Source organism: Pseudomonas sp. VI4.1 (assembly GCF_002029345.1).
In the GTDB taxonomy this organism is placed as follows: domain Bacteria; phylum Pseudomonadota; class Gammaproteobacteria; order Pseudomonadales; family Pseudomonadaceae; genus Aquipseudomonas.
Genome location: NZ_MULM01000169.1, coordinates 14090 through 34166 on the forward strand (window position 1 = coordinate 14090; position 20077 = coordinate 34166).

The 20077-nt window shown below is 60.6% G+C and carries 17 protein-coding genes; 11 read left to right on the forward strand and 6 right to left on the reverse strand.

Annotated features, from left to right (window positions below):
• Positions 1–13 precede the first annotated feature (13 nt).
• Positions 14–1507 carry an aldehyde dehydrogenase gene (locus BZ163_RS21725; RefSeq protein ID WP_128872521.1) on the forward strand — a complete coding sequence of 498 codons (1494 nt, stop codon included), beginning with the start codon at positions 14–16 and terminating at the stop codon, positions 1505–1507.
• 190 nt (positions 1508–1697) lie between these two features.
• On the forward strand, positions 1698–2843 hold the full coding sequence (locus BZ163_RS21730) for an MFS transporter (RefSeq protein ID WP_128872522.1): 1146 nt from the start codon (positions 1698–1700) through the stop codon (positions 2841–2843).
• A 30-nt stretch (positions 2844–2873) separates the two neighbouring features.
• On the opposite strand, the gene BZ163_RS21735 is transcribed toward BZ163_RS21730, so the two are convergent.
• A complete protein-coding gene (locus BZ163_RS21735; RefSeq protein ID WP_128872523.1) occupies positions 2874–4439 on the reverse strand; it encodes a phospholipase D family protein in 1566 nt (521 codons plus the stop codon).
• A 59-nt stretch (positions 4440–4498) separates the two neighbouring features.
• Positions 4499–5932, reverse strand: a complete 1434-nt coding sequence (locus BZ163_RS21740; RefSeq protein WP_128872524.1) for a PLP-dependent aminotransferase family protein — start codon at positions 5930–5932, stop codon at positions 4499–4501.
• Between the two features lie 179 nt (positions 5933–6111).
• Between BZ163_RS21740 and BZ163_RS21745 the strand changes: the two genes are divergently transcribed.
• On the forward strand, positions 6112–6357 hold the full coding sequence (locus BZ163_RS21745; RefSeq protein ID WP_128872525.1) for a DUF1127 domain-containing protein: 246 nt from the start codon (positions 6112–6114) through the stop codon (positions 6355–6357).
• Between the two features lie 143 nt (positions 6358–6500).
• Here the strand turns inward: BZ163_RS21745 and BZ163_RS21750 are convergent, their stop codons facing one another.
• Positions 6501–7814 (reverse strand): FAD-binding oxidoreductase, encoded by a 1314-nt coding sequence (locus BZ163_RS21750; RefSeq protein WP_128872526.1) that lies wholly within the window; start codon positions 7812–7814, stop codon positions 6501–6503.
• Between the two features lie 147 nt (positions 7815–7961).
• On the opposite strand from BZ163_RS21750, the gene BZ163_RS21755 reads away from it, so the two are divergent.
• Positions 7962–8315, forward strand: a complete 354-nt coding sequence (locus tag BZ163_RS21755) for a YkgJ family cysteine cluster protein (protein WP_064680422.1) — start codon at positions 7962–7964, stop codon at positions 8313–8315.
• A gap of 125 nt (positions 8316–8440) precedes the next feature.
• Here the strand turns inward: BZ163_RS21755 and BZ163_RS21760 are convergent, their stop codons facing one another.
• Positions 8441–8929, reverse strand: a complete 489-nt coding sequence (locus tag BZ163_RS21760; RefSeq protein WP_003206849.1) for an Lrp/AsnC ligand binding domain-containing protein — start codon at positions 8927–8929, stop codon at positions 8441–8443.
• Between the two features lie 156 nt (positions 8930–9085).
• On the opposite strand from BZ163_RS21760, the gene dadA reads away from it, so the two are divergent.
• The 6 genes from dadA to BZ163_RS21790 all read left to right on the forward strand — a co-directional run bounded on the left by dadA (position 9086) and on the right by BZ163_RS21790 (position 15370).
• Complete coding sequence (gene dadA, locus BZ163_RS21765) at positions 9086–10390, forward strand: D-amino acid dehydrogenase (RefSeq protein ID WP_128872527.1); 1305 nt, start codon at positions 9086–9088, stop codon at positions 10388–10390.
• Positions 10362–10715: a RidA family protein gene (locus BZ163_RS21770; protein WP_128872528.1), complete on the forward strand. Its 354-nt coding sequence runs from the start codon at positions 10362–10364 to the stop codon at positions 10713–10715. The genes dadA and BZ163_RS21770 overlap by 29 nt, the downstream gene beginning before the upstream one ends.
• Positions 10716–10840: 125 nt before the next feature.
• Positions 10841–11914, forward strand: a complete 1074-nt coding sequence (gene alr, locus BZ163_RS21775; protein WP_128872529.1) for an alanine racemase — start codon at positions 10841–10843, stop codon at positions 11912–11914.
• A gap of 126 nt (positions 11915–12040) precedes the next feature.
• Positions 12041–12589, forward strand: coding sequence for a cupin domain-containing protein (locus BZ163_RS21780; RefSeq protein WP_008150195.1), 549 nt, complete (start codon positions 12041–12043; stop codon positions 12587–12589).
• Between the two features lie 170 nt (positions 12590–12759).
• Positions 12760–13185: a cytochrome c5 family protein gene (locus BZ163_RS21785; protein WP_305881750.1), complete on the forward strand. Its 426-nt coding sequence runs from the start codon at positions 12760–12762 to the stop codon at positions 13183–13185.
• 262 nt (positions 13186–13447) lie between these two features.
• Positions 13448–15370: an acetyl-CoA hydrolase/transferase C-terminal domain-containing protein gene (locus BZ163_RS21790; protein WP_128872530.1), complete on the forward strand. Its 1923-nt coding sequence runs from the start codon at positions 13448–13450 to the stop codon at positions 15368–15370.
• 127 nt (positions 15371–15497) lie between these two features.
• Here the strand turns inward: BZ163_RS21790 and BZ163_RS21795 are convergent, their stop codons facing one another.
• The gene (locus BZ163_RS21795) at positions 15498–16070 is read right to left on the reverse strand and encodes a xanthine phosphoribosyltransferase (protein WP_128872531.1); all 573 of its coding nucleotides are present in this window, start codon (positions 16068–16070) and stop codon (positions 15498–15500) included.
• 56 nt (positions 16071–16126) lie between these two features.
• A complete protein-coding gene (rep, locus tag BZ163_RS21800) occupies positions 16127–18136 on the reverse strand; it encodes a DNA helicase Rep (RefSeq protein ID WP_128872532.1) in 2010 nt (669 codons plus the stop codon).
• Positions 18137–18396: 260 nt separating this feature from the next.
• On the opposite strand from rep, the gene BZ163_RS21805 reads away from it, so the two are divergent.
• Positions 18397–20070 carry a bifunctional diguanylate cyclase/phosphodiesterase gene (locus tag BZ163_RS21805; RefSeq protein WP_128872533.1) on the forward strand — a complete coding sequence of 558 codons (1674 nt, stop codon included), beginning with the start codon at positions 18397–18399 and terminating at the stop codon, positions 20068–20070.
• Positions 20071–20077 lie beyond the last annotated feature (7 nt).

Sequence of the window (20077 nt, forward strand, 5' to 3'; positions counted from 1 at the left end):
GGAGGACACTCGTATGACCACCCTGACTCGTGCCGATTGGGAGCAACGGGCTCGCGATCTGAAGATCGAAGGCCGCGCCTACATCAATGGCGAATACACCGATGCCGTCTCCAGCGAGACCTTCGAGTGCATCAGCCCCGTCGATGGCCGTCTGCTGGGCAAGATCGCCAGCTGTGACGCCGCCGACGCCCAGCGCGCTGTTGAAAACGCTCGCGCCACGTTCAATTCCGGCGTCTGGTCGCGCCTGGCACCGACCAAGCGCAAAGCCACCATGATTCGCTTCGCCAGCCTGCTCAAGCAGCATGCCGAAGAACTGGCGTTGCTTGAAACCCTGGACATGGGCAAGCCGATCAGCGATTCCCTGTACATCGACGTTCCCGGCGCGGCGCAAGCCCTGAGCTGGAGCGGTGAAGCCATCGACAAGATCTACGACGAAGTCGCCGCGACCCCGCACGATCAGCTCGGCCTGGTCACTCGCGAGCCTGTCGGTGTGGTCGGCGCCATCGTGCCGTGGAACTTCCCGTTGATGATGGCCTGCTGGAAACTCGGGCCAGCGCTGTCCACCGGTAACTCGGTGATCCTCAAGCCGTCCGAAAAATCGCCGCTGACCGCTATTCGCATCGCTGCGCTGGCCGTCGAAGCCGGCATTCCGAAAGGCGTGCTGAACGTCCTGCCGGGCTACGGTCACACCGTCGGCAAAGCCCTGGCCCTGCACAACGACGTGGATACCCTGGTGTTCACCGGTTCGACCAAGATCGCCAAGCAACTGCTGATCTACTCCGGCGAATCGAACATGAAGCGCGTCTGGCTCGAAGCCGGCGGCAAGAGCCCGAACATCGTGTTCGCCGATGCACCGGACTTGCAAGCCGCTGCCGAATCGGCTGCCAGCGCCATCGCCTTCAACCAGGGCGAAGTCTGCACGGCGGGTTCGCGTCTGCTGGTCGAGCGTTCGATCAAGGACACTTTCCTGCCACTGGTGATCGAGGCCCTCAAAACCTGGAAGCCGGGCAACCCGCTGGACCCGGCGACCAACGTCGGCGCACTGGTGGATACCCAGCAGATGAACACCGTCCTGTCCTACATCGAATCCGGGCACACCGACGGCGCCAAGCTGGTGGCGGGCGGCAAGCGTATTCTTCAGGAAACCGGTGGCACCTACGTTGAGCCGACGATTTTCGACGGCGTCAACAATGCGATGAAAATCGCTCAGGAAGAGATCTTTGGCCCGGTGCTGTCGGTGATTGCGTTCGATACCGCCGAGGAAGCTATTCAGATCGCCAACGACACGCCTTACGGCCTGGCCGCAGCGGTGTGGACCAAGGATATTTCCAAGGCGCACCTGACCGCCAAGGCACTGCGCGCCGGTAGCGTGTGGGTCAACCAGTACGACGGTGGCGACATGACCGCGCCGTTCGGTGGTTTCAAACAGTCCGGCAACGGTCGCGACAAGTCGCTGCACGCGTTCGACAAGTACACCGAGCTGAAGGCGACCTGGATCAAGCTGTAAGCCAGTGACGGCGCCCGGCTTTCAACCGGGCTCCTGAACGACGCAGATCCCTTGTGGGAGCGGGCTTGCTCGCGAAGGCGCCGTAACAGCCAACGATGATGTTGGATGTGATGGCCTCTTCGCGAGCAAGCCCGCTCCCACATTTGTTTTGTGTCGTCTGTGAAAAATAATATCCACAGGAGCGTGGAACATGCGTTGGGCGACTTATTTCGCCGTGTTGGCGTCTGTCTTGAGTGTCGGCCTGGCCTTGGGCGTCAGCATGCCGTTGGTATCGTTTCGCCTCGAAGGCTGGGGTTACGGTTCGTTTGCCATTGGTGTCATGGCGGCCATGCCGGCCATTGGCGTGCTGTTGGGTGCGAAGATCTCCAGCCATCTGGCGGCGCGCCTCGGTACGGCCAATCTGATGCGCCTGTGCCTGTGGGCCGGGGCGTTGTCCATCGGTTTGCTCGCACTGCTGCCGAGCTATCCGGTGTGGCTGGTGCTGCGGCTGATGATCGGGGTGATCCTGACCCTCGTGTTCATTCTTGGTGAAAGCTGGATCAACCAATTGGTGGTCGAGCAATGGCGCGGCCGATTGGTGGCGCTGTATGGCAGCAGCTACGCATTGAGTCAGCTGGCCGGGCCGTTGCTGCTGGGCGTGGTGGGCACTGAGCATGATTACGGATTCTGGGTCGGCGTCGGTTTGTTGACCGCGGCACCGTTTCTCTTGCTGGGTCGCAGCGGTGCACCGACCAGCGAAGCCTGCAGCGTGACCTTCAGGGACTTGCTGGGCTTCTGCCGTGGCCTGCCGGCGATTGCCTGGGCGGTGTCATTGTTTGCCGCGTTTGAGGCGATGATCCTGACTCTGCTGCCGGTCTATTGCCTGCGGCAAGGCTTCTCCACCGACATTGCCTTGGCGATGGTCAGCACGGTGGTGGTGGGCGATGCGTTGCTGCAGTTGCCGATTGGCGCGTTGGCCGATCGCTTGTCGCGGCGCACGCTGTTTACCGGCTGTGCGGTCGTTTTGCTGGTGTCGAGCCTGGCGATCCCGTTGCTGATCGACACGCTGCTGATCTGGCCCCTGTGGGTGTTGTTCGGCGCCAGTGCCGGCGGCCTGTTCACCTTGTCCCTGATCCTGATCGGCGAACGCTATCGCGACGACGCCCTGGTGCGCGCCAACGCGCATATTGCACAGCTGTGGGGGATCGGTTGCCTGATCGGCCCGTTGGCGGCCGGTGCCGGCAGTCAGTGGATCAGCGGGCATGCGTTGCCGTTGTTGATGGCGGCCGGGGCGTTCGGATTGGTGATTCTGCTGTCGCGGCAAGGGGCGTTTGGCGCAGTCGCCGAGCCTGCTTGACGCAAAACTGCCAGTCAGCCACCTACAGGGTTACAACATGCGCTCCAGGCCGACCGCCGTGCTGAACCAGGCGTTGAACCGCCGCCACCAGCTCCCCGGCTCTTTGGTCAAGACGTGCATTTTGCCGTCGTCTTCAGTCACCCAGACGACCTGGTCATTCTCCAGCTTCACCTGATAGCTCAGCGCCGGCGCCATACCCTCCAGTGCCGCTTTTTGCACGTATGCGGCCAGTTCCGGGCTGTCTACCAGCACGCCAACCTCTGTGTTCCACAGTACCGAGCGCGGATCGAAATTGAACGAACCGATGAATGCTTTCTGCTGGTCGAAAATCATCGCCTTGCTGTGCAGGCTGGAATCGGAGCCCCGGTAAGAGCGGCTGTAGAAGACTGGCCCGCTGCCGCCACCTTCGCCGGGCTGGCGGCGCAATTCGTAGAGTTTCACCCCATGTTCCAGCAACGCCTTGCGATAGGGCGCGTAGCCGCCATGCACTGCCGGTACGTCGGTGGCTTCGAGGGCGTTGGTCAACAAGCTCACCGACACCCCGGCATCGGCCCGGCCGGTGAGGTAAACCAACCCCGGCTGACCGGGCACGAAGTACGCCGAAATCATGATCAGCTCTTTGCTGACACCCGTCAGTTCAGGTGCCAATTGCGTGGTCAGCAGCAAATGCGGATCGGGTTCACCCTTGGACAGTACTTTGCTGGGTGCATCCCACAACGCCTGGTTCCAGGCCCAGATCAACTCACGGCGCCAGATATCCATGCGTGGGTTGGTGGTGAAGGTCATCAGTTGTTGATACAGCGCATGATTCTGTTTGCGCGTTTCTTCCAGCGATTCTTCCAGGCGGGTCCGGCTGTTCTGCAGGTCCCTCTGCGTCGGTTTGCGCGACAGAAACTCATCGATCGGTTTACTCAGCGCACTGTTCCAGTATTGATCGAAGCTGTGTCCGAGTTGTTCGGCGACCGGACCGATGCCGAGCATGTCGATGTCGGTAAAATTCAGGTTAGGCTCGGCATCGAAATACTCGTCGCCCAAATTGCGCCCGCCCACGATCGCCGCGCTGTTATCCGCCAGCCACAACTTGTTGTGCATGCGCCGGTGTTGCAACGACAGGTCGAACAGCCGGCCCATGGCGCGCGTCACGCCCGTGGCACGGCCCAGGTGCAGCGGATTGAACAAGCGGATCTCGATCTGCGGATGCGCTGCCAGCGTGCCGATGGTCCAGTCCAGACCGTCGCTGGTGGTGTCGTCGAGCAGGATCCTCACCCGCACACCGCGGTCGGCAGCCTTGAGCAGTTCTTCCACCAGCATCCGGGTGCTGATCCCGTCATGGACAATGTAGTACTGCAGATCGAGGCTGCTTTGGGCGTTGCGAATCAGTTCGGCGCGGGCAGTGAAGGCTTCACTGCTGTTGGACAGCAAGCGAAATCCGGATTTGCCCTCATGGGGCGCCGCCTGAGTCTGGATCGAGCGACCAAACGCCGAGTCGCTGGCAGGCAGCGCCTGGCTCGGTTCGCGTTGAACGTCGAAGCTGGCGCAACCGCCAAGCAAGGAAGTGAGAAGGAGAAGCGCAAGCAGGGGCAGTCTGGATCTCACGTAGGATTGTTCCGATTGGCGGCCGTTGTCGGCATAGGACGCCGATTCCCAGAGAAAGGTCAGTCGGTGCAGCTGTCTGTTTCCGCCAGCAGCCTGATTGCCGCAGCGCCGACCCGGCGCACCGCTTCTTCTATCTGTGGTGTTGGTTTGGCAGCGTAGTTCATCCGCAGGCAATTGCGGTACTTGCCCGAAGCGGAAAAGATGCTGCCGACGGCAATCTGTACGCCCTGGTCATGCAAGGCGCGATTGAGTTTCAGGGTGTCGAAGCCCTCTGGCAGTTCGACCCAGAGCATGAAACTGCCTTGCGGGCGACTGGCGCGGGTGCCCGCCGGAAAATAGCGCGTGACCCAGTCGATCATGGCGTCGCGATTGCGTTGGTATTGGCTGCGCATCCGCCGCAAATGCGGCTCGAAGTGCCCGGCCTTGAGGAATTCGGCAATGGCGATCTGTGGTTGTGGCGCGGTGGAGCCAGTGCTGATGTATTTCATGTGCAGCACCCGCTCCAGATAACGCCCCGGTGCCACCCAGCCGATGCGCAGGCCCGGTGCCAGGGTCTTGGAAAAGGAGCTGCAGAGCAGGACGCGGCCGTCCTCGTCGAAGGACTTGATCGTGCGCGGCCGCGGGTAGGTGTAGGACAGTTCGCCATACACATCATCCTCGATGATCGCCACGTCAAAGCGCTGTGCCAGGTTCAACAACGCGCGTTTTCGCGGTTCCGGCATGATGTAGCCCAACGGGTTGTTGCAGTTGGGGGTCAACTGTATGGCCTTGATCGGCCATTGCTCCAGTGCCAGTTCCAGCGCGTCGAGGCTGATCCCGGTGAGCGGGTCGGTGGGGATTTCCAGGGCTTTCATGCCCAGGCCCTTGAGGGTCTGCATGGCGCCATGAAAGCTGGGTGAATCCACGGCGACGATGTCTCCCGGCTCGCAAATGGCACGGATGCTGGTCGACAGCGCTTCGTGGCAACCGGTGGTGACCACCAGGTCGCTGGCGCTCAACTGGCAGCCGGAGTCGAGCATCAGGCGGGCGATCTGTTCGCGCAGTTCGAGGGTGCCGTGGATGTTGTCGTAATACAGGCCGGGCATGTCCTGCCGCCGGCTGATCCGTGCGAGGCCGCGCAGCAGCGGTTTCATGGTCGGCGTGGTGATGTCCGGCATGCCGCGACCCAGTTGCACCACGTCCTTGCGTGGCACCGCGCGAATCAACTCCAGGACCTGATCCCATTGCGAAATATCCACCGGCCGTTGCGCCGGACGGCCAATCGCCGGCAACTCCGGCAGCGCTCGACTCACCGGCACGAAATAGCCCGACTTGGGTTTCGGCATCGCCAGGCCGCTGTCTTCCAGCACCCGATAAGCCTGCTGCACGGTGCTCAGGCTGACGCCGTGCTCGACGCTCAACGCCCGCACCGACGGCAGCCGGTCACCCGGGCGATAGAAGCCCTGTTCGATACGCGTGCCGAGCAGCTCGGCAAGGTTGACGTAGAGGGTCATGGCGCTGTCTCGGTGTGGTTCATTAGGCAAACCCATACAGATGAGGCGAAAAATTGCGATTCAGAGGGCAAAACAACGAATCTGTATGGACTTAATAGTTTTCTGTTGAATCTGTAATGCTTTTCGCCGTCCACGCATCATGAAAGCTCTGGTGACCCAAGTAAACAGGAGCGATCAATATGAATGGCTTAAGCGATGTGCGACTGACGTTACGCAGTCAGGAACTGGCGGCAGGGCAAAATCACCGAGCATGCGAGACGATCCTGCGCAACGCACCGTCCGGCTTGGGTCGCTGGGGTCTGTTCTGGCATCGTTTGCACACACGCAAGGCGTTGCTCACGCTCACGCCGGAGCAACTCAGGGATGTGGGGTTGAGTCGGGAGCAGGCGCGGGAGGAGGGGCTTAAGCCGTTTTGGCGGATCTGATTCTTGCAGTGTTTTTTAGATCCATTCGCTGGCAAGCCAGCTCCTACAGGGGACCGCGCGTGACAGAAGATCTGTGACCCACACGCAACCCCCTGTAGGAGCAGGCTTCCAGCGAAGGCGCCCGCAAAAACGCAACAAATCCCTCAGACCAACTCCTTAAGCCGATGCCACAACATCCCCAACGCCAACAACGGCGACCGCAAATGCTTGCCGCCCGGAAAGGTAATGTGCGGCACCCGGGCAAACAGATCGAACCCACCACTGTGCTGCCCGCTGATCGCCTCAGCCAACAACTTGCCCGCCAGGTGCGTGGCATTCACCCCGTGACCGGAATAAGCCTGGGCGTAATACACATTCGGCTGATCCTTGAGCCGGCCGATCTGCGGCAGGCGATTGGCACCGATGCCGATCATCCCGCCCCATTGATAGTCGATCTTCACCCCGGCCAGTTGCGGGAACACCTCCAGCATCTTCGGGCGCATGTAGGCGGCGATGTCCTTCGGGTCGTGTCCTGAATAATGACACGCGCCGCCGAACAGCAAACGTCGATCCGCCGAAAGTCGGTAGTAATCCAGCGCCACCCGCTGATCACAGACCGCCATGTTTTGCGGCAGCAGCGAGTGGGCCAGTGCTTCGCTCAAGGGTTCGGTGGCGATGATGTAACTGCCGGCGGGCAGCACCTTGCCGCTGAGTTCGGGGTTGAGATCATTGAGGTAGGCGTTGCAGCCCAGCACCAGCGTCTTGGCGCGAACCGAGCCCTGGAGGGTATGGACCTTGACCTCTGGGCCGTATTCGATGCGGGTGGCGGCCGAGCGCTCGAACAGTTTCGCCCCCAGTTGCTGTGCGGCGGCGGCTTCGCCCAAGGCCAGATTGAGCGGATGCAAATGCCCCGAGCCCATGTCGATCAGGCCACCCACATAACGGCTGGAACCCACTACCGAGTGCATTTCGTTGGCTTGCAGCAACCGGGTTTCGTAACGGTAGCCGAGGCTGCGCAGTTCTTCGGCGTCTGCGGCAAAGCCTTCCAGGTCGCGAGGCTTGTTGGCGAGATCGCAGTAACCCCAGGTCAGGTCGCAGGGAATCTGAAAACGCTCGACCCGTTGTCGGACGATTTCCACCGCTTCCAGCCCCATGAGTTTCATCTGACGCACGCCGTCTGCACCGATTACGTTGGCGAATTGATCGAGCCCATGGCCAACGCCGCGAATCAATTGCCCGCCGTTGCGCCCGCTGGCGCCCCAACCAATCTTGTGGGCTTCGAGCAGCACTACGCTCAGGCCGCGCTCGGCCAGCTCGAGCGCCGTGTTCAATCCGGAGAACCCGCCACCGACCACGCACACATCGGCCACCAGGTCGCCTTGCAGCACCGGGTGATCAGGCTGCGGCAGACTGCTGGCGGCGTAATAGGACGCCGTGTGCCGATGGCTTGGGACAGGTTGCTGAGCACGGGCATTCATGTGCGTGTTCCTGATTCGGGTGTATAGAAAATTTGACGGAGCATAAGCCTGACCTTCCGTTACGGGCAACACTGGTCGGTTGTTGCTGTCTGGATCGCGGTTTTTGCGTCAGAATCCCGGTCTATCCCGCATTCGGTCAATGCTTCGATGAGCTGCAACAGCCAGAAAATTCGCACGCTGCGCCAGCAGATTCCCTCGTTCGAGTGCGTGCCCGGTTGCCATGACTGCTGTGGACCGGTGACCACCTCGCCGGAAGAAATGTCCCGCCTGCCGCGCAAGACCCGGGCCGAGCAGGACGCGGCGATGGATGAGCTCAATTGCGTCCACCTGGGGCCTGACGGCTGCACCGTGTATGACGAGCGGCCGTTGATCTGTCGGCTGTTCGGCACTACCAAGACCTTGCCATGCCCTAATGGGCGCGGGCCGGTGGAGTTGATTCATCCGCGGGTCGAGAAACAGATTCATGAGTACATGGCGTCGACCCGGCAGGTGCTTGTCTAAGGGGAAACCGAGTCGCCTTCATTCGCGAGCAAGCCCGCTCCCACAGTTGAAATGCATTCCATTGTGGGAGCGGGCTTGCTCGCGAAAGCGTCCGCTCAGGCAACAAATCCCTCTGAGTCAGACCCTCAATCCGGAATCGGCAGATTCAAGCTCTCCTTCACCTCTTCCATCACGATATAGCTCTTGGATTCGCGCACATGGGGCAGCTTGAGCAGAATATCGCCCAGCAGTTTGCGGTACGAAGCCATCTCGGAAATCCGCGCTTTCACCAAATAGTCGAAATCCCCTGACACCAGATGGCACTCCAGCACGTGAGGCAGTTTCAGCACTGCGCGTCGGAACTCTTCGAAGGTATCGCCGGATTTGTAGTCGAGACTGATCTCGACGAACACCAGCAGACTGCCCTTGAGGTGCTGCGGATTGAGCCGCGCGTTGTAACCCATGATGATCCCTTCGCGCTCCAGGCGCCGGACCCGCTCGGTACAGGGCGTGGTCGAGAGCCCGACCTTTTCCCCGAGCTCGGTGAAGGAGATCCGCCCGTCCGCTTGCAGGATCCGCAGGATATTGCGGTCGATCTTGTCCAGCTCACGTTTGGTCTGAGTGTTGGTACGCATAGGGGATGCGCCTCCGTGAAAAGGGTTTTTGCCGAGAATTGTCGCCAAATATAGGCATTTATACAGTGAAAAGCACTGGCTAATCTTTTTTACACTGCCAGCATCAACGGTCTGAACAATAAACGTCAGCGGCAAGCCGCGATGAGGGATATGAAAATGCGCGTTATGGTCTTGGGTAGCGGCGTCATCGGTACGACCAGTGCTTATTATCTGGCCCGCGCCGGGTTTGAAGTGGTGGTGGTGGACCGTCAGCCGGCTGCGGCCATGGAGACCAGTTTCGCCAACGCCGGGCAGGTATCGCCGGGTTATGCCTCGCCGTGGGCCGCGCCGGGTGTGCCGCTCAAGGCCATCAAATGGCTGTTGCAGCGCCACGCACCGCTGGCAATCAAGGCCACCGCCGACATCGATCAATACCTGTGGATGGCGCAGATGCTGCGCAACTGCACCGCCAGCCGTTATGCGGTGAACAAGGAGCGCATGGTCCGTCTGTCCGAGTACAGCCGTGACTGCCTCGACGAGTTGCGCGCCGAAACCGGCATTGCCTACGAAGGCCGCAGCCTCGGTACGACCCAACTGTTCCGTACCCAGGCTCAGCTCGACGGCGCCTGGAAAGACATCGCCGTACTGAAAGAGTCCGGCGTGCCGTTCGAACTGCTCGACCGTGCCGGCATTGCCCGGGTTGAGCCGGCGCTGGCCAGCGTCACCGACATCCTCGCCGGTGCCCTGCGCCTGCCGAACGACCAGACTGGCGACTGCCAGATGTTCACCACCCGTCTGGTCGAAATGGCGACCAAGCTGGGTGTGGAATTCCGCTTCGAACAGGACATTCAGCGCCTCGACTACGCCGGTGATCGCATCAATGGTGTCTGGATCGACGGCAAGCTGGAAACCGCCGATCGCTATGTACTGGCGCTGGGCAGCTACTCGCCGCAACTGCTCAAGCCGCTGGGCATCAAGGCGCCGGTGTATCCGCTCAAGGGTTATTCCTTGACTGTGCCGATCACCAACCCGGCGATGGCGCCGACTTCGACTATCCTCGACGAGACCTACAAGGTCGCGATCACCCGTTTCGACAACCGTATCCGCGTGGGCGGCATGGCTGAAATCGCCGGTTTTGACCTGTCGCTGAACCCGCGTCGACGCGAAACCCTGGAGATGATCGTCAATGACCTCTATCCTCAGGGCGGCGATCTGACCCAGGCGAGTTTCTGGACCGGCCTGCGTCCGACCACACCGGATGGCACGCCGATCGTTGGCGCCACTCCGTTCAAGAACCTGTTCCTGAACACCGGTCACGGCACGCTCGGCTGGACCATGGCGTGCGGCTCCGGTCGTTTGCTGGCTGACCTGATGGCGAAGAAAACGCCGCAGATCAGCGCCGAAGGCCTCGATATTTCCCGTTATGGAAGCAAAACCCAGGAGTCCGCAAAACATGTCAATCCAGCGCCAGCTCACCAATGAGCGCATGAGCCAGATCGTTGTCCACAGCGGCACCGTCTATCTGGCAGGGCAAGTCGGCGACGACATGAGTGCCGGGATTGAACAGCAGACCCGTGAAACCCTCGCCAACATCGAGCGTTTGCTGGACTTGGCCGGGACCGACAAGAGCCGTCTGTTGTCGGTGACGATCTACCTGAAAGACATTGAAGCGCACTTCGAAGGCATGAATGCGGTCTGGGACAAGTGGCTGCCAAAAGGCGTCGCACCGGCTCGCGCGACGGTTGAATCAAAGCTGTGCGAACCGCAAATCCTGGTGGAGCTGTCGGTTGTAGCGGCTCTGCCGTGATGGCTCTGAAGTAACTGCTCTGAAAGGAGTAGCTCGGAACGATCCCTCTCCCGGCGCTGCAGGCGGTTTATACCCTCAGCCAGCGCCGGTTTTTCTTCCCATTGACCGACCAGAAGTCTGCCGCCATGCGTCCTGCCCGTGCCCTGATCGACCTTCAAGCCCTGCGTCACAACTACCAGATCGCCCGTGAAGTCTCGGGTGCCCGCGCCCTCGCGGTGATCAAGGCCGATGCCTATGGCCATGGCGCAGTGCGTTGCGCCCAGGCACTGGAAGCCGAGGCGGACGGGTTCGCCGTGGCCTGCATCGAAGAGGCCCTGGAGCTGCGCGCCGCCGGCATTCGTGCGCCGGTGTTGCTGCTCGAGGGTTTTTTCGAAGCCGATGAGCTGTCGCTGATCATCGAGCATGACTTCTGGTGCGTGGTGCATTCGCTGTGGCAGCTTGACGCCATCGAGAAGGCCGCACTGAGCAAGCCGATCACGGTCTGGCTCAAGCTCGATTCGGGCATGCACCGGGTCGGCCTGCATCCGAAGGATTATCAGGCGGCCTATCAACGGTTGCTGGCCAGCGGCAAGGTCGCGAAGATCGTGCTGATGAGCCACTTCGCCCGGGCCGATGAGCTGCACAGTCCAGCCAGCTCCGAGCAAGTGGCCGTCTTTGAAGCCGCGCGCCAGGGCTTGTCCGCCGAGGTCAGCCTGCGCAACTCGCCGGCGGTGCTCGGTTGGCCGCAGATTCCGAGTGATTGGGTGCGCCCGGGCATCATGCTCTATGGTGCTACACCCTTCGAAGAAGCCAATGCCGTGGCATCACGCCTGCAACCGGTGATGACCCTCGAATCGAAAGTGATTTGCGTGCGTGAACTGCCGGCCGGCGAGCCGATCGGTTATGGCGCGAAGTTCATCACCGCCAAACCGATGCGCGTTGGCGTGGTGGCCATGGGTTACGCCGATGGCTATCCACGTCAGGCGCCGACCGGCACCCCGGTGATGGTCGCCGGCCAGCGCAGCCAATTGATCGGGCGGGTGTCAATGGACATGCTCTGCATCGATTTGACCGATGTGCCGCAAGCGGGCCTGGGTTCGACCGTGGAATTGTGGGGCAAAAATATCCTCGCCAGCGACGTGGCCAAGGCCGCCGACACGATTCCTTACCAGATATTCTGCAACCTGCACCGGGTGCCGAAGCTCTATTCCGGGGTTTAGCCCAAGGCACCCCGGACCGAAAGTCGCCTCGCCGCACAGGATTCAGGCCAAAGTGTTGTAAATACTGAACGCTGTCGCCATGATAACGCTCAATATTCCAATAACCTGAATCCTGGAGGCGCAAGCTTGGACGTCGGTGAACGACTGCAATCCATCCGTAAGCTCAAGGGCCTTTCCCAGCGTGAACTCGCCAAACGGGCGGGTGTCACCAACAGCACCATTTCGATGATCGAGAAGAACAGCGTCAGCCCCTCGATCAGTTCGCTGAGGAAGGTACTGGGCGGGATTCCCATGTCCATGGTCGAGTTCTTTTCCGAAGAGATCCTGCAGGAAAAACCGACTCAGATCGTCTACAAGGCTAACGAGCTGATCGACATTTCCGATGGCGCAGTGACCATGAAGCTGGTCGGCCGGGCCCACCCGAGCCGGGCTATCGCCTTCCTCAATGAAATCTATCCGCCAGGCGCCGACACCGGTGACGAGATGCTCACCCACGAGGGCGAGGAAACCGGGATTTTGCTCGAAGGCAGACTGGAACTGGTGGTCGGGCTGGAAACTTTTGTACTCGAAGCCGGCGATAGCTACTACTTTGAAAGCACCAAGCCGCATCGTTTTCGCAATCCGTTCGATGCGCCGGCGCGACTAATCAGCGCAGCTACACCCGCGAACTTTTAACAAAAGAGGCGCCCTGCCAGCATGGCGGAGGTGCCCGGACTGTTTTTCCGCTGCACGACAAGACCCCTTCGACTTTGGGGTTGTTTCAGTGTGGCGGGCTTACCGTTATACTTGCGCCCGCCTGCGAACCGTGGCCGTGGGCGTGACTAGCCACCATTGAGGGTGAACGCGTGAATCTAATTATGAAAATGCTGGCTGCACCAGCAACCGTATTGGCCCTATGGGCAGTCAGCGCGCAAGCTGCGACTAACGACGATATTGCAAAACGCCTTGAACCAGTCGGCAAGGTTTGTGTTCAGGGGCAAGAGTGCAAGGGCATGGAAGTGGCCGCTTCTGCGGGTGGCGGTGATGCCAAGACTCCAGACTCGGTGATTGCGAAACATTGCAATGCTTGCCACGGCACCGGCCTGTTGGGCGCGCCGAAAGTTGGCGATGCCGCCGCTTGGGGCGAGCGCGCCAAGAAGGAAGGCGGTCTTGATGGTTTGCTGGCAAAGGCGATCTCCGGGATCAACGCGATGCCGCCTAAAGGCACCTGCGCCGATTGCTCCGATGACGACCTCAAGGGCGCCATCCAGAAGATGTCCGGCCTGAAGTAAGGCTTCATCATTCGCAAAAAAGCCGCTTACAAACGAATTGTAGGAGCGAGCTTGCTCGCGATGGATTCAAGACCGCCGCGGTTAACCAGTTAACACGCGTCATCGTTACCGACCATCGCGAGCAAGCTCGCTCCTACAGTGGACATCATGCCGCTTGCGAGCGGCTTTTTTGTGCCTGCGATTTGCCCTTGGGACTATTCTTTGCAGCAAAGGCCCGGCAAGTCCGGTCCAACCCCATTCACGGAACGTAAGGGAGGATCAGATGGTGCAGCTGTGTTCTATCGAGCAGGCGGTCGATGACGTGTTGGCACGATTGCCGGCGCATATCCACATGGGCCTGCCCCTTGGCCTGGGCAAACCCAACCACTTCGTCAACGCGCTGTTTCAACGCATTGCACAATTGCCCGAACGGCAACTGACCATGTACACCGCCCTGTGCCTCGGCCGCCCGGCGTTAGGCGACGGCCTGCAAAAGCGCTTCCTGGAACCCTTCATCGAACGGGTGTTCGGCGACTATCCGGAACTGGATTTCCTTGCGGGTCTGCACCAGGACAACCTGCCGTCGAACATTCGCATCCAGCAATTCTTCCTGCAGCCTGGCAGCCTGCTCAACAGCGCACCGGCGCAGCAAGATTACGTCAGCAGCAACTACAGTCACGCCGCCCGGGACATCAACGCCGCCGGCTTGAACCTGGTGGCGCAATTGGTGGCCAGTCACAGCGAGCATCCCGACCGCCTGAGCCTGAGCTGCAACCCGGACATCACCCTCGACCTGTTGCCGATGATCGCCAAGCGCCGTGCGGCAGGGGAGACGATTCTGCTGTTGGGACAGGTGCACAACGACTTGCCGTACATGCCCGGCGACGCGGAAATGGGCATTGATGCCTTCGACCTGTTGATTGACGAGAAAGACAGCACCACGCTGTTCTCCACGCCGAACATGCCGGTGGGTTTTCAGGATCACTTCATTGGCCTGCATGCCAGCACGCTGGTGCGCGATGGCGGTACCTTGCAGATCGGCATCGGCGCCATGGGCGATGCCCTGACCGCCGCGTTGCTGGCGCGACAAGCTGACAATGACGGCTACAAGGCATTGCTCGCGGACATCAATCTCAGCCAGTGGGCGCAACTGATCGACCGTGAAGGCGGCGTCGAACCCTTTGCCAAGGGCCTTTACGGCTGCAGCGAGATGTTCGTCAACGGCTTGCTGGTGCTGGCGGATGCCGGGATCGTGCGGCGCAAGGTCTACCCCGATGTGCCGACCCAGCAACAGGCGAATGCCGGCACCCTGGATGAAGCCGCGCAAAGCGACGGCATCTCGGTGCATGGTGGCTTTTTCCTCGGGCCGCGCAGTTTTTATGAACGCCTGCGGGCGTTGCCCCAGAGCAAGCGGCTCGAATTCAATATGACCCGCATCAGCTACATCAACGAGCTTTATGGTCAGGAAGAGCTCAAGCGTCTGCAGCGCCTCGATGCGCGCTTTATCAATACCGTATTCACCATGACCCTGCTGGGCGCCGGGGTGGCGGATCAGCTGGAAGACGGGCGGGTGCTCAGCGGTGTGGGCGGGCAGTACAACTTTGTCGCCCAGGGCCATGCGCTGGAAGGTGCGCGTTCGGTGCTGCTACTGCGCAGCTGGCGCGAGTCGGGGGGTGACGTCAGTTCGAACATCGTCTGGGAATACGGCCATTGCACGATCCCGCGGCACCTTCGGGACATCGTGGTGACCGAATACGGCATCGCCGATTTGCGCGGCAAGACGGATGCGGCAGTGATCGAGGCCTTGCTGAACATCAGCGATTCACGCTTTCAGCCGGGGTTGATCGAGCAGGCGCAGAACGTTGGCAAGTTGCCGAAGAACTTCCGCCTCGATCCACGGTTTGCGCAAAACAATCCGCAGCGTTTGCAGGCGATTCAGGCGCTACATCCGAATCTGTTTCCGGAGTATCCGCTGGGGTGTGATTTCACCGAGGTGGAACGGGATGTGTTGCGGGCGCTGAATTGGTTGAAGAGCAAGTTCAAGCTCACGCAGATTCTGGAGTTGGGTAAGGCTGCCTTGGATGCGCCAGAGCCGTCGGCGTTTCCCGGGCATCTGGAACGGATGCAGCTGACTGACCCGCAAGGGATGAAAGAGGATTTGTTTCAGCGGTTACTACTCACCGGCCTGAAGGCCACTGCGCAATAACCGCCCACTCAAACCCCTGTAGGAGCTGGCTTGCCAGCGAAGGCGGTGGGTCAGTTAATACATGTGTCGACTGACACACCGCTTTCGCTGGCAAGCCAGCTCCTACAGGGGGTGCGGTGTGAGGGCTTTATTCGATGAAGGTCACGACGCCGCCAACCAGCGACTGAACGCGAGCCAACGACTCAACCCGATAACCCTGCGCATCCAGCTCCGCACGCCCACCCTGAAACGACTTCTCGATCACGATTCCCAAACCCGCGACGGTAGCGCCGGCCTGTTTGATGATCGAAATCAGCGCTTGCGACGCCTTACCATTGGCCAGAAAGTCATCGATGATCAGCACGCGGTCGCTGCTGGTCAGGTGGCGCGGGGAGATCGCCACGGTGCTTTCGGTCTGCTTGGTAAACGAGTAGACGGTCGCCGACAGCAGGTTTTCGGTCAGGGTCAGGGACTGATGCTTGCGCGCGAAAATCACCGGCACGCCGAGGTTCAGACCGGTCATGATCGCCGGGGCAATGCCCGAGGCCTCGATGGTGACGATCTTGGTGATGCCCGAGTCCTTGAACAGCGAGGCAAATTCATCGCCGATCAGCTTCATCAGGGCCGGGTCGATCTGGTGGTTCAGAAAGGCGTCGACTTTCAGGACCTGGTCGGAAAGCACGATGCCTTCTTCGCGGATTTTCTTGTGCAGTGCTTCCATGAAGCGTTCCTCTAATGACGCCTGTGCGTCCAGGGCTGGTTAAAAAGTAGTCAATTTTAGCGCTTTAACATCGCGCGTATATCCGCCAATGCGGTATTGCCACGGACGGCTTTGACTTCAACGGGGGTGTCGTCGGTGCCTTCCCAGGCCAGGTCGTCCGGCGGCAGCTCATCCAGGAAGCGGCTCGGCGCGCAGTCGATGATCTCGCCGTATTGCTTGCGCTTGGCGGCGAAGGTGAAGGCCAGGGTCTGGCGCGCACGGGTAATCCCGACGTAGGCCAGGCGGCGTTCTTCCTCGATGGTGTCGGCTTCGATGCTGGAGCGGTGCGGGAGGATTTCCTCTTCCATGCCCATGATGAACACGTAGGGAAATTCCAGGCCCTTGGAGGCGTGCAAGGTCATCATCTGCACGCCTTCGGCGCCGTCTTCCTCTTCCTGCTGACGCTCCAGCATGTCGCGCAGCACGAGTTTGCCGATGGCGTCTTCGACAGTCATCTCGCCTTCTTCGTCTTTCTCGAGCGTGTTCTTCAACGCCTCGATCAGGAACCACACGTTACCCATGCGGTAGTCGGCGGCCTTGTCGCTGGAGCTGTTGGTGCGCAGCCAGTTTTCGTAGTCGATGTCCATGACCATGCTGCGCAGCGCCGAGATCGGGTCTTCGCCGGCGCATTGCTCGCGAACCTTGTCCATGAAGCGCTTGAAGCGCGACAGGCGATCGGTGAAACGGGCATCCAGGTGTTCGCCCAGGCCGATTTCGTCGGTGGCGGCGTACATCGAGATTTTTCGCTCGGTGGCGTAGTTGCCCAGCTTTTCCAGCGTGGTCGAACCGATTTCCCGGCGTGGGACGTTGATCACCCGCAGGAAGGCGTTATCGTCATCCGGGTTCACGATCAGGCGGAAGTAAGCCATCAGGTCTTTCACTTCCTGACGTCCGAAAAAGCTGTTGCCGCCGGACAATCGGTAAGGAACCTGGTGATGCTGCAACTTCAGCTCGATCAACTTGGCCTGGTAGTTACCGCGATACAGGATCGCGAAATCGCTGTACGGCCGATCGGTGCGCAAATGCAGGCTGAGGATTTCCACGGCCACGCGCTCGGCTTCGGCGTCTTCGTTGCGGCAGCGGATCACCCGGATCTCGTCGCCGTGCCCCATTTCACTCCACAGCTGCTTTTCGAACTCGTGCGGGTTATTCGAGATCAGCACGTTGGCGCAGCGCAGGATGCGACTGGTGGAGCGGTAGTTCTGCTCGAGCATGACGACTTTCAGGGACGGGTAATCGTCCTTGAGCAACATCAGGTTTTCCGGGCGGGCGCCGCGCCAGGCGTAGATCGACTGGTCATCGTCGCCGACCACGGTGAATTGGTTGCGGGTGCCGATCAGCAGCTTCACCAGCAGATATTGGCTGGCGTTGGTGTCCTGGTATTCGTCCACCAGCAGGTAGCGGACTTTGTTCTGCCACTTTTCCAGGATGTCGGCGTGTTCCTGAAAAAGTTTTACCGGCAGCAGGATCAGGTCGTCGAAGTCCACCGCATTGAACGCCTTGAGCGTGCGCTGATAGTGGGTATAGACGATGGCGGCGGTCTGTTCCTTGGGGTTGCGCGCATTTTCCAGGGCTTCGGGCGGCAGGATCAGGTCGTTTTTCCAAGAGCCGATCATGTTCTTGATCTCGTCGACACCGTCGTCGCCCGAGTATTCCTTCTGCATGATGTCGGTCATCAAGGCTTTGACGTCGGTCTCGTCAAAGATCGAAAAGCCCGGCTTGTAGCCCAGGCGAACATGTTCCTTGCGGATGATGTTCAGGCCCAGGTTGTGAAAGGTGCACACCGTCAGGCCGCGGCCTTCGCCGCCCTTGAGCAGGGTGCCGACCCGTTCCTTCATCTCGCGCGCGGCCTTGTTGGTAAAGGTCATGGCGACGATGTACTGGGCGCGAATGCCGCAGTTCTGGACCAGGTGCGCGATCTTGCGCGTGATCACGCTGGTCTTGCCGGAGCCCGCGCCGGCGAGCACCAAAAGAGGGCCGCCGACGTAGCTCACGGCTTCTTGCTGCCGGGGATTGAGTCGGGACATACGAAATAAGGGAGTCGTTTGCGAAATGGGCGGGCATTTTAACAGGCTCAGCGAATTGTGCTGCTCTCTCCGACTTGTGACGCAGTGCGCTTTCGCCGATTGCCGGTTTTGTTACTTTCGCGCAGGATGCGCGGTGAATTTGCGACCAGGGTTCGACATTCGAGTTCATGGTTGCGTAACAACCGATGTCATTTGGTCATTGATGACCGGCGCTGCATAATGCCCGCCGCCTACATCATTGCAGAGTCTGGGGAGCCAGCTTGTCTACGCCCGTCGAACCCTTGCGTTTGCTGCTGCTGGCCGAAGAGCCGGAGTGGGCGGCGTTGTTGCGCGAGTGTCTGGCTCCGATGGGGAGCTCGGTCGTGCTGATCAGTGCGCCGAGTTGGGAGTCGGTCAGCCGTCTGTTCGATGACAACCGCAGCGCGGTGTTATTGACGATCCCGGCGCTTGCGCCTCTGCCGGGTCGTTGCAATCTGCCGACGGTATTGCTGCTCGAACATGAGCCGCTGTCGCCGCCCGATGGTGTGAGCGACTGGCTGGTGCGCGATCTGCTGGATGCGGGCATGCTGCGCCGTTGCCTGCGCCATGTGCGTGAGCGCGGCCTGCTGGAAAACACCCTGCAGCGCCTGGCCGAGCAAGACCCGCTGACCGGCATCGCCAATCGCCAGGGGTTCCAGACCTTGCTGGCAGCGCGCCTGGCGGAAAACGAAGGCCGCGGCCTGGCGCTCGGCCACCTCGACCTCGACAACTTCCGTCATGCCAACGACTCCCTCGGTCATCAGGCCGGTGACCGATTGATCCTGCAAGTGGTCGCTCGGCTCAAAAGCCAACTCGAAGCCGGCGATCAGCTGGCGCGGTTGGGCAGCGATGAGTTTGCCTTGTTGATCGACACCCGTCGCGCGCCCGAACGCGCCGAGTGGATGGCCGAACGCATCACCGAAGCGCTGGCCGAGCCCTATTGGATCGACGGCGAAAGCCTGCTGATCGGTTCCAGCCTCGGTATTGCCCATGCCCGGGCCCAGGCCGGTGCCGACCCGCTGATGTGGCACGCGCACATTGCCATGCAGCAGGCCAAGAGCACACAGGGCTGCACCTTTCACATCTTCAATGAGCGCATCAATCGCAATGCCCGCAGCATGGCTGACCTCGAAAGTGAGCTGCGCCGGGCCTTGCGTCGCGATGAGCTGGAGTTGCACTACCAACCACGACTGAACCTCGCGGACGGGCAGATCGTCGGCCTCGAAGCCCTGGTGCGCTGGCGGCATGCGGAACGCGGCTTGCTGCCACCGAGCGAATTCGTGCCGCTGGCCGAGCAAAGCGGTTTGATCGTGCCCCTCGGTTACTGGGTGATTTCCCGCGCCTTGCGGGACATGCAGGCGCTGCGCGAACGGGGTTTGCCGGCGTTGCACATGGCGATCAACCTGTCGTTCCGCCAGTTTCAGGACAGCCAATTGCTGTCGACCCTGAGCCGGCTGATTGCCGAGCGCGGCGTCGAGGCGCAGTGGCTGGAGTTCGAGCTGACCGAAACCGCGGTCATGCGCCGCAGCGATCTGGTGAAACAGACCATGGATGCCCTGGGGCGCCTGGGCGTACGCTTCTCCCTGGACGACTTCGGCACCGGATTCTCTTCGTTCGTGCACCTCAACAGCCTGCCGATTGCCTTGCTGAAGATCGACAAGAGCTTTGTCGGCGGCATGGAACAGCGCGAAGAAAATCGCAAACTGGTGCATGCGATGATCAACCTGGCTCACAACCTCAATCTCGAAGTGGTCGCCGAAGGGGTGGAAACGCCGGAGCAGCTGAGTCTGTTGCGCGGGTTTGGGTGTAATCAGGTGCAGGGGTATCTGATCAGCAAACCGTTGCCGTTGGCGGAGTTGATTGAGTATCTGAGTTTTGGCAGCGGTCAGCAGCCGATGATGGATGTGGGGATCTGACGGCCAC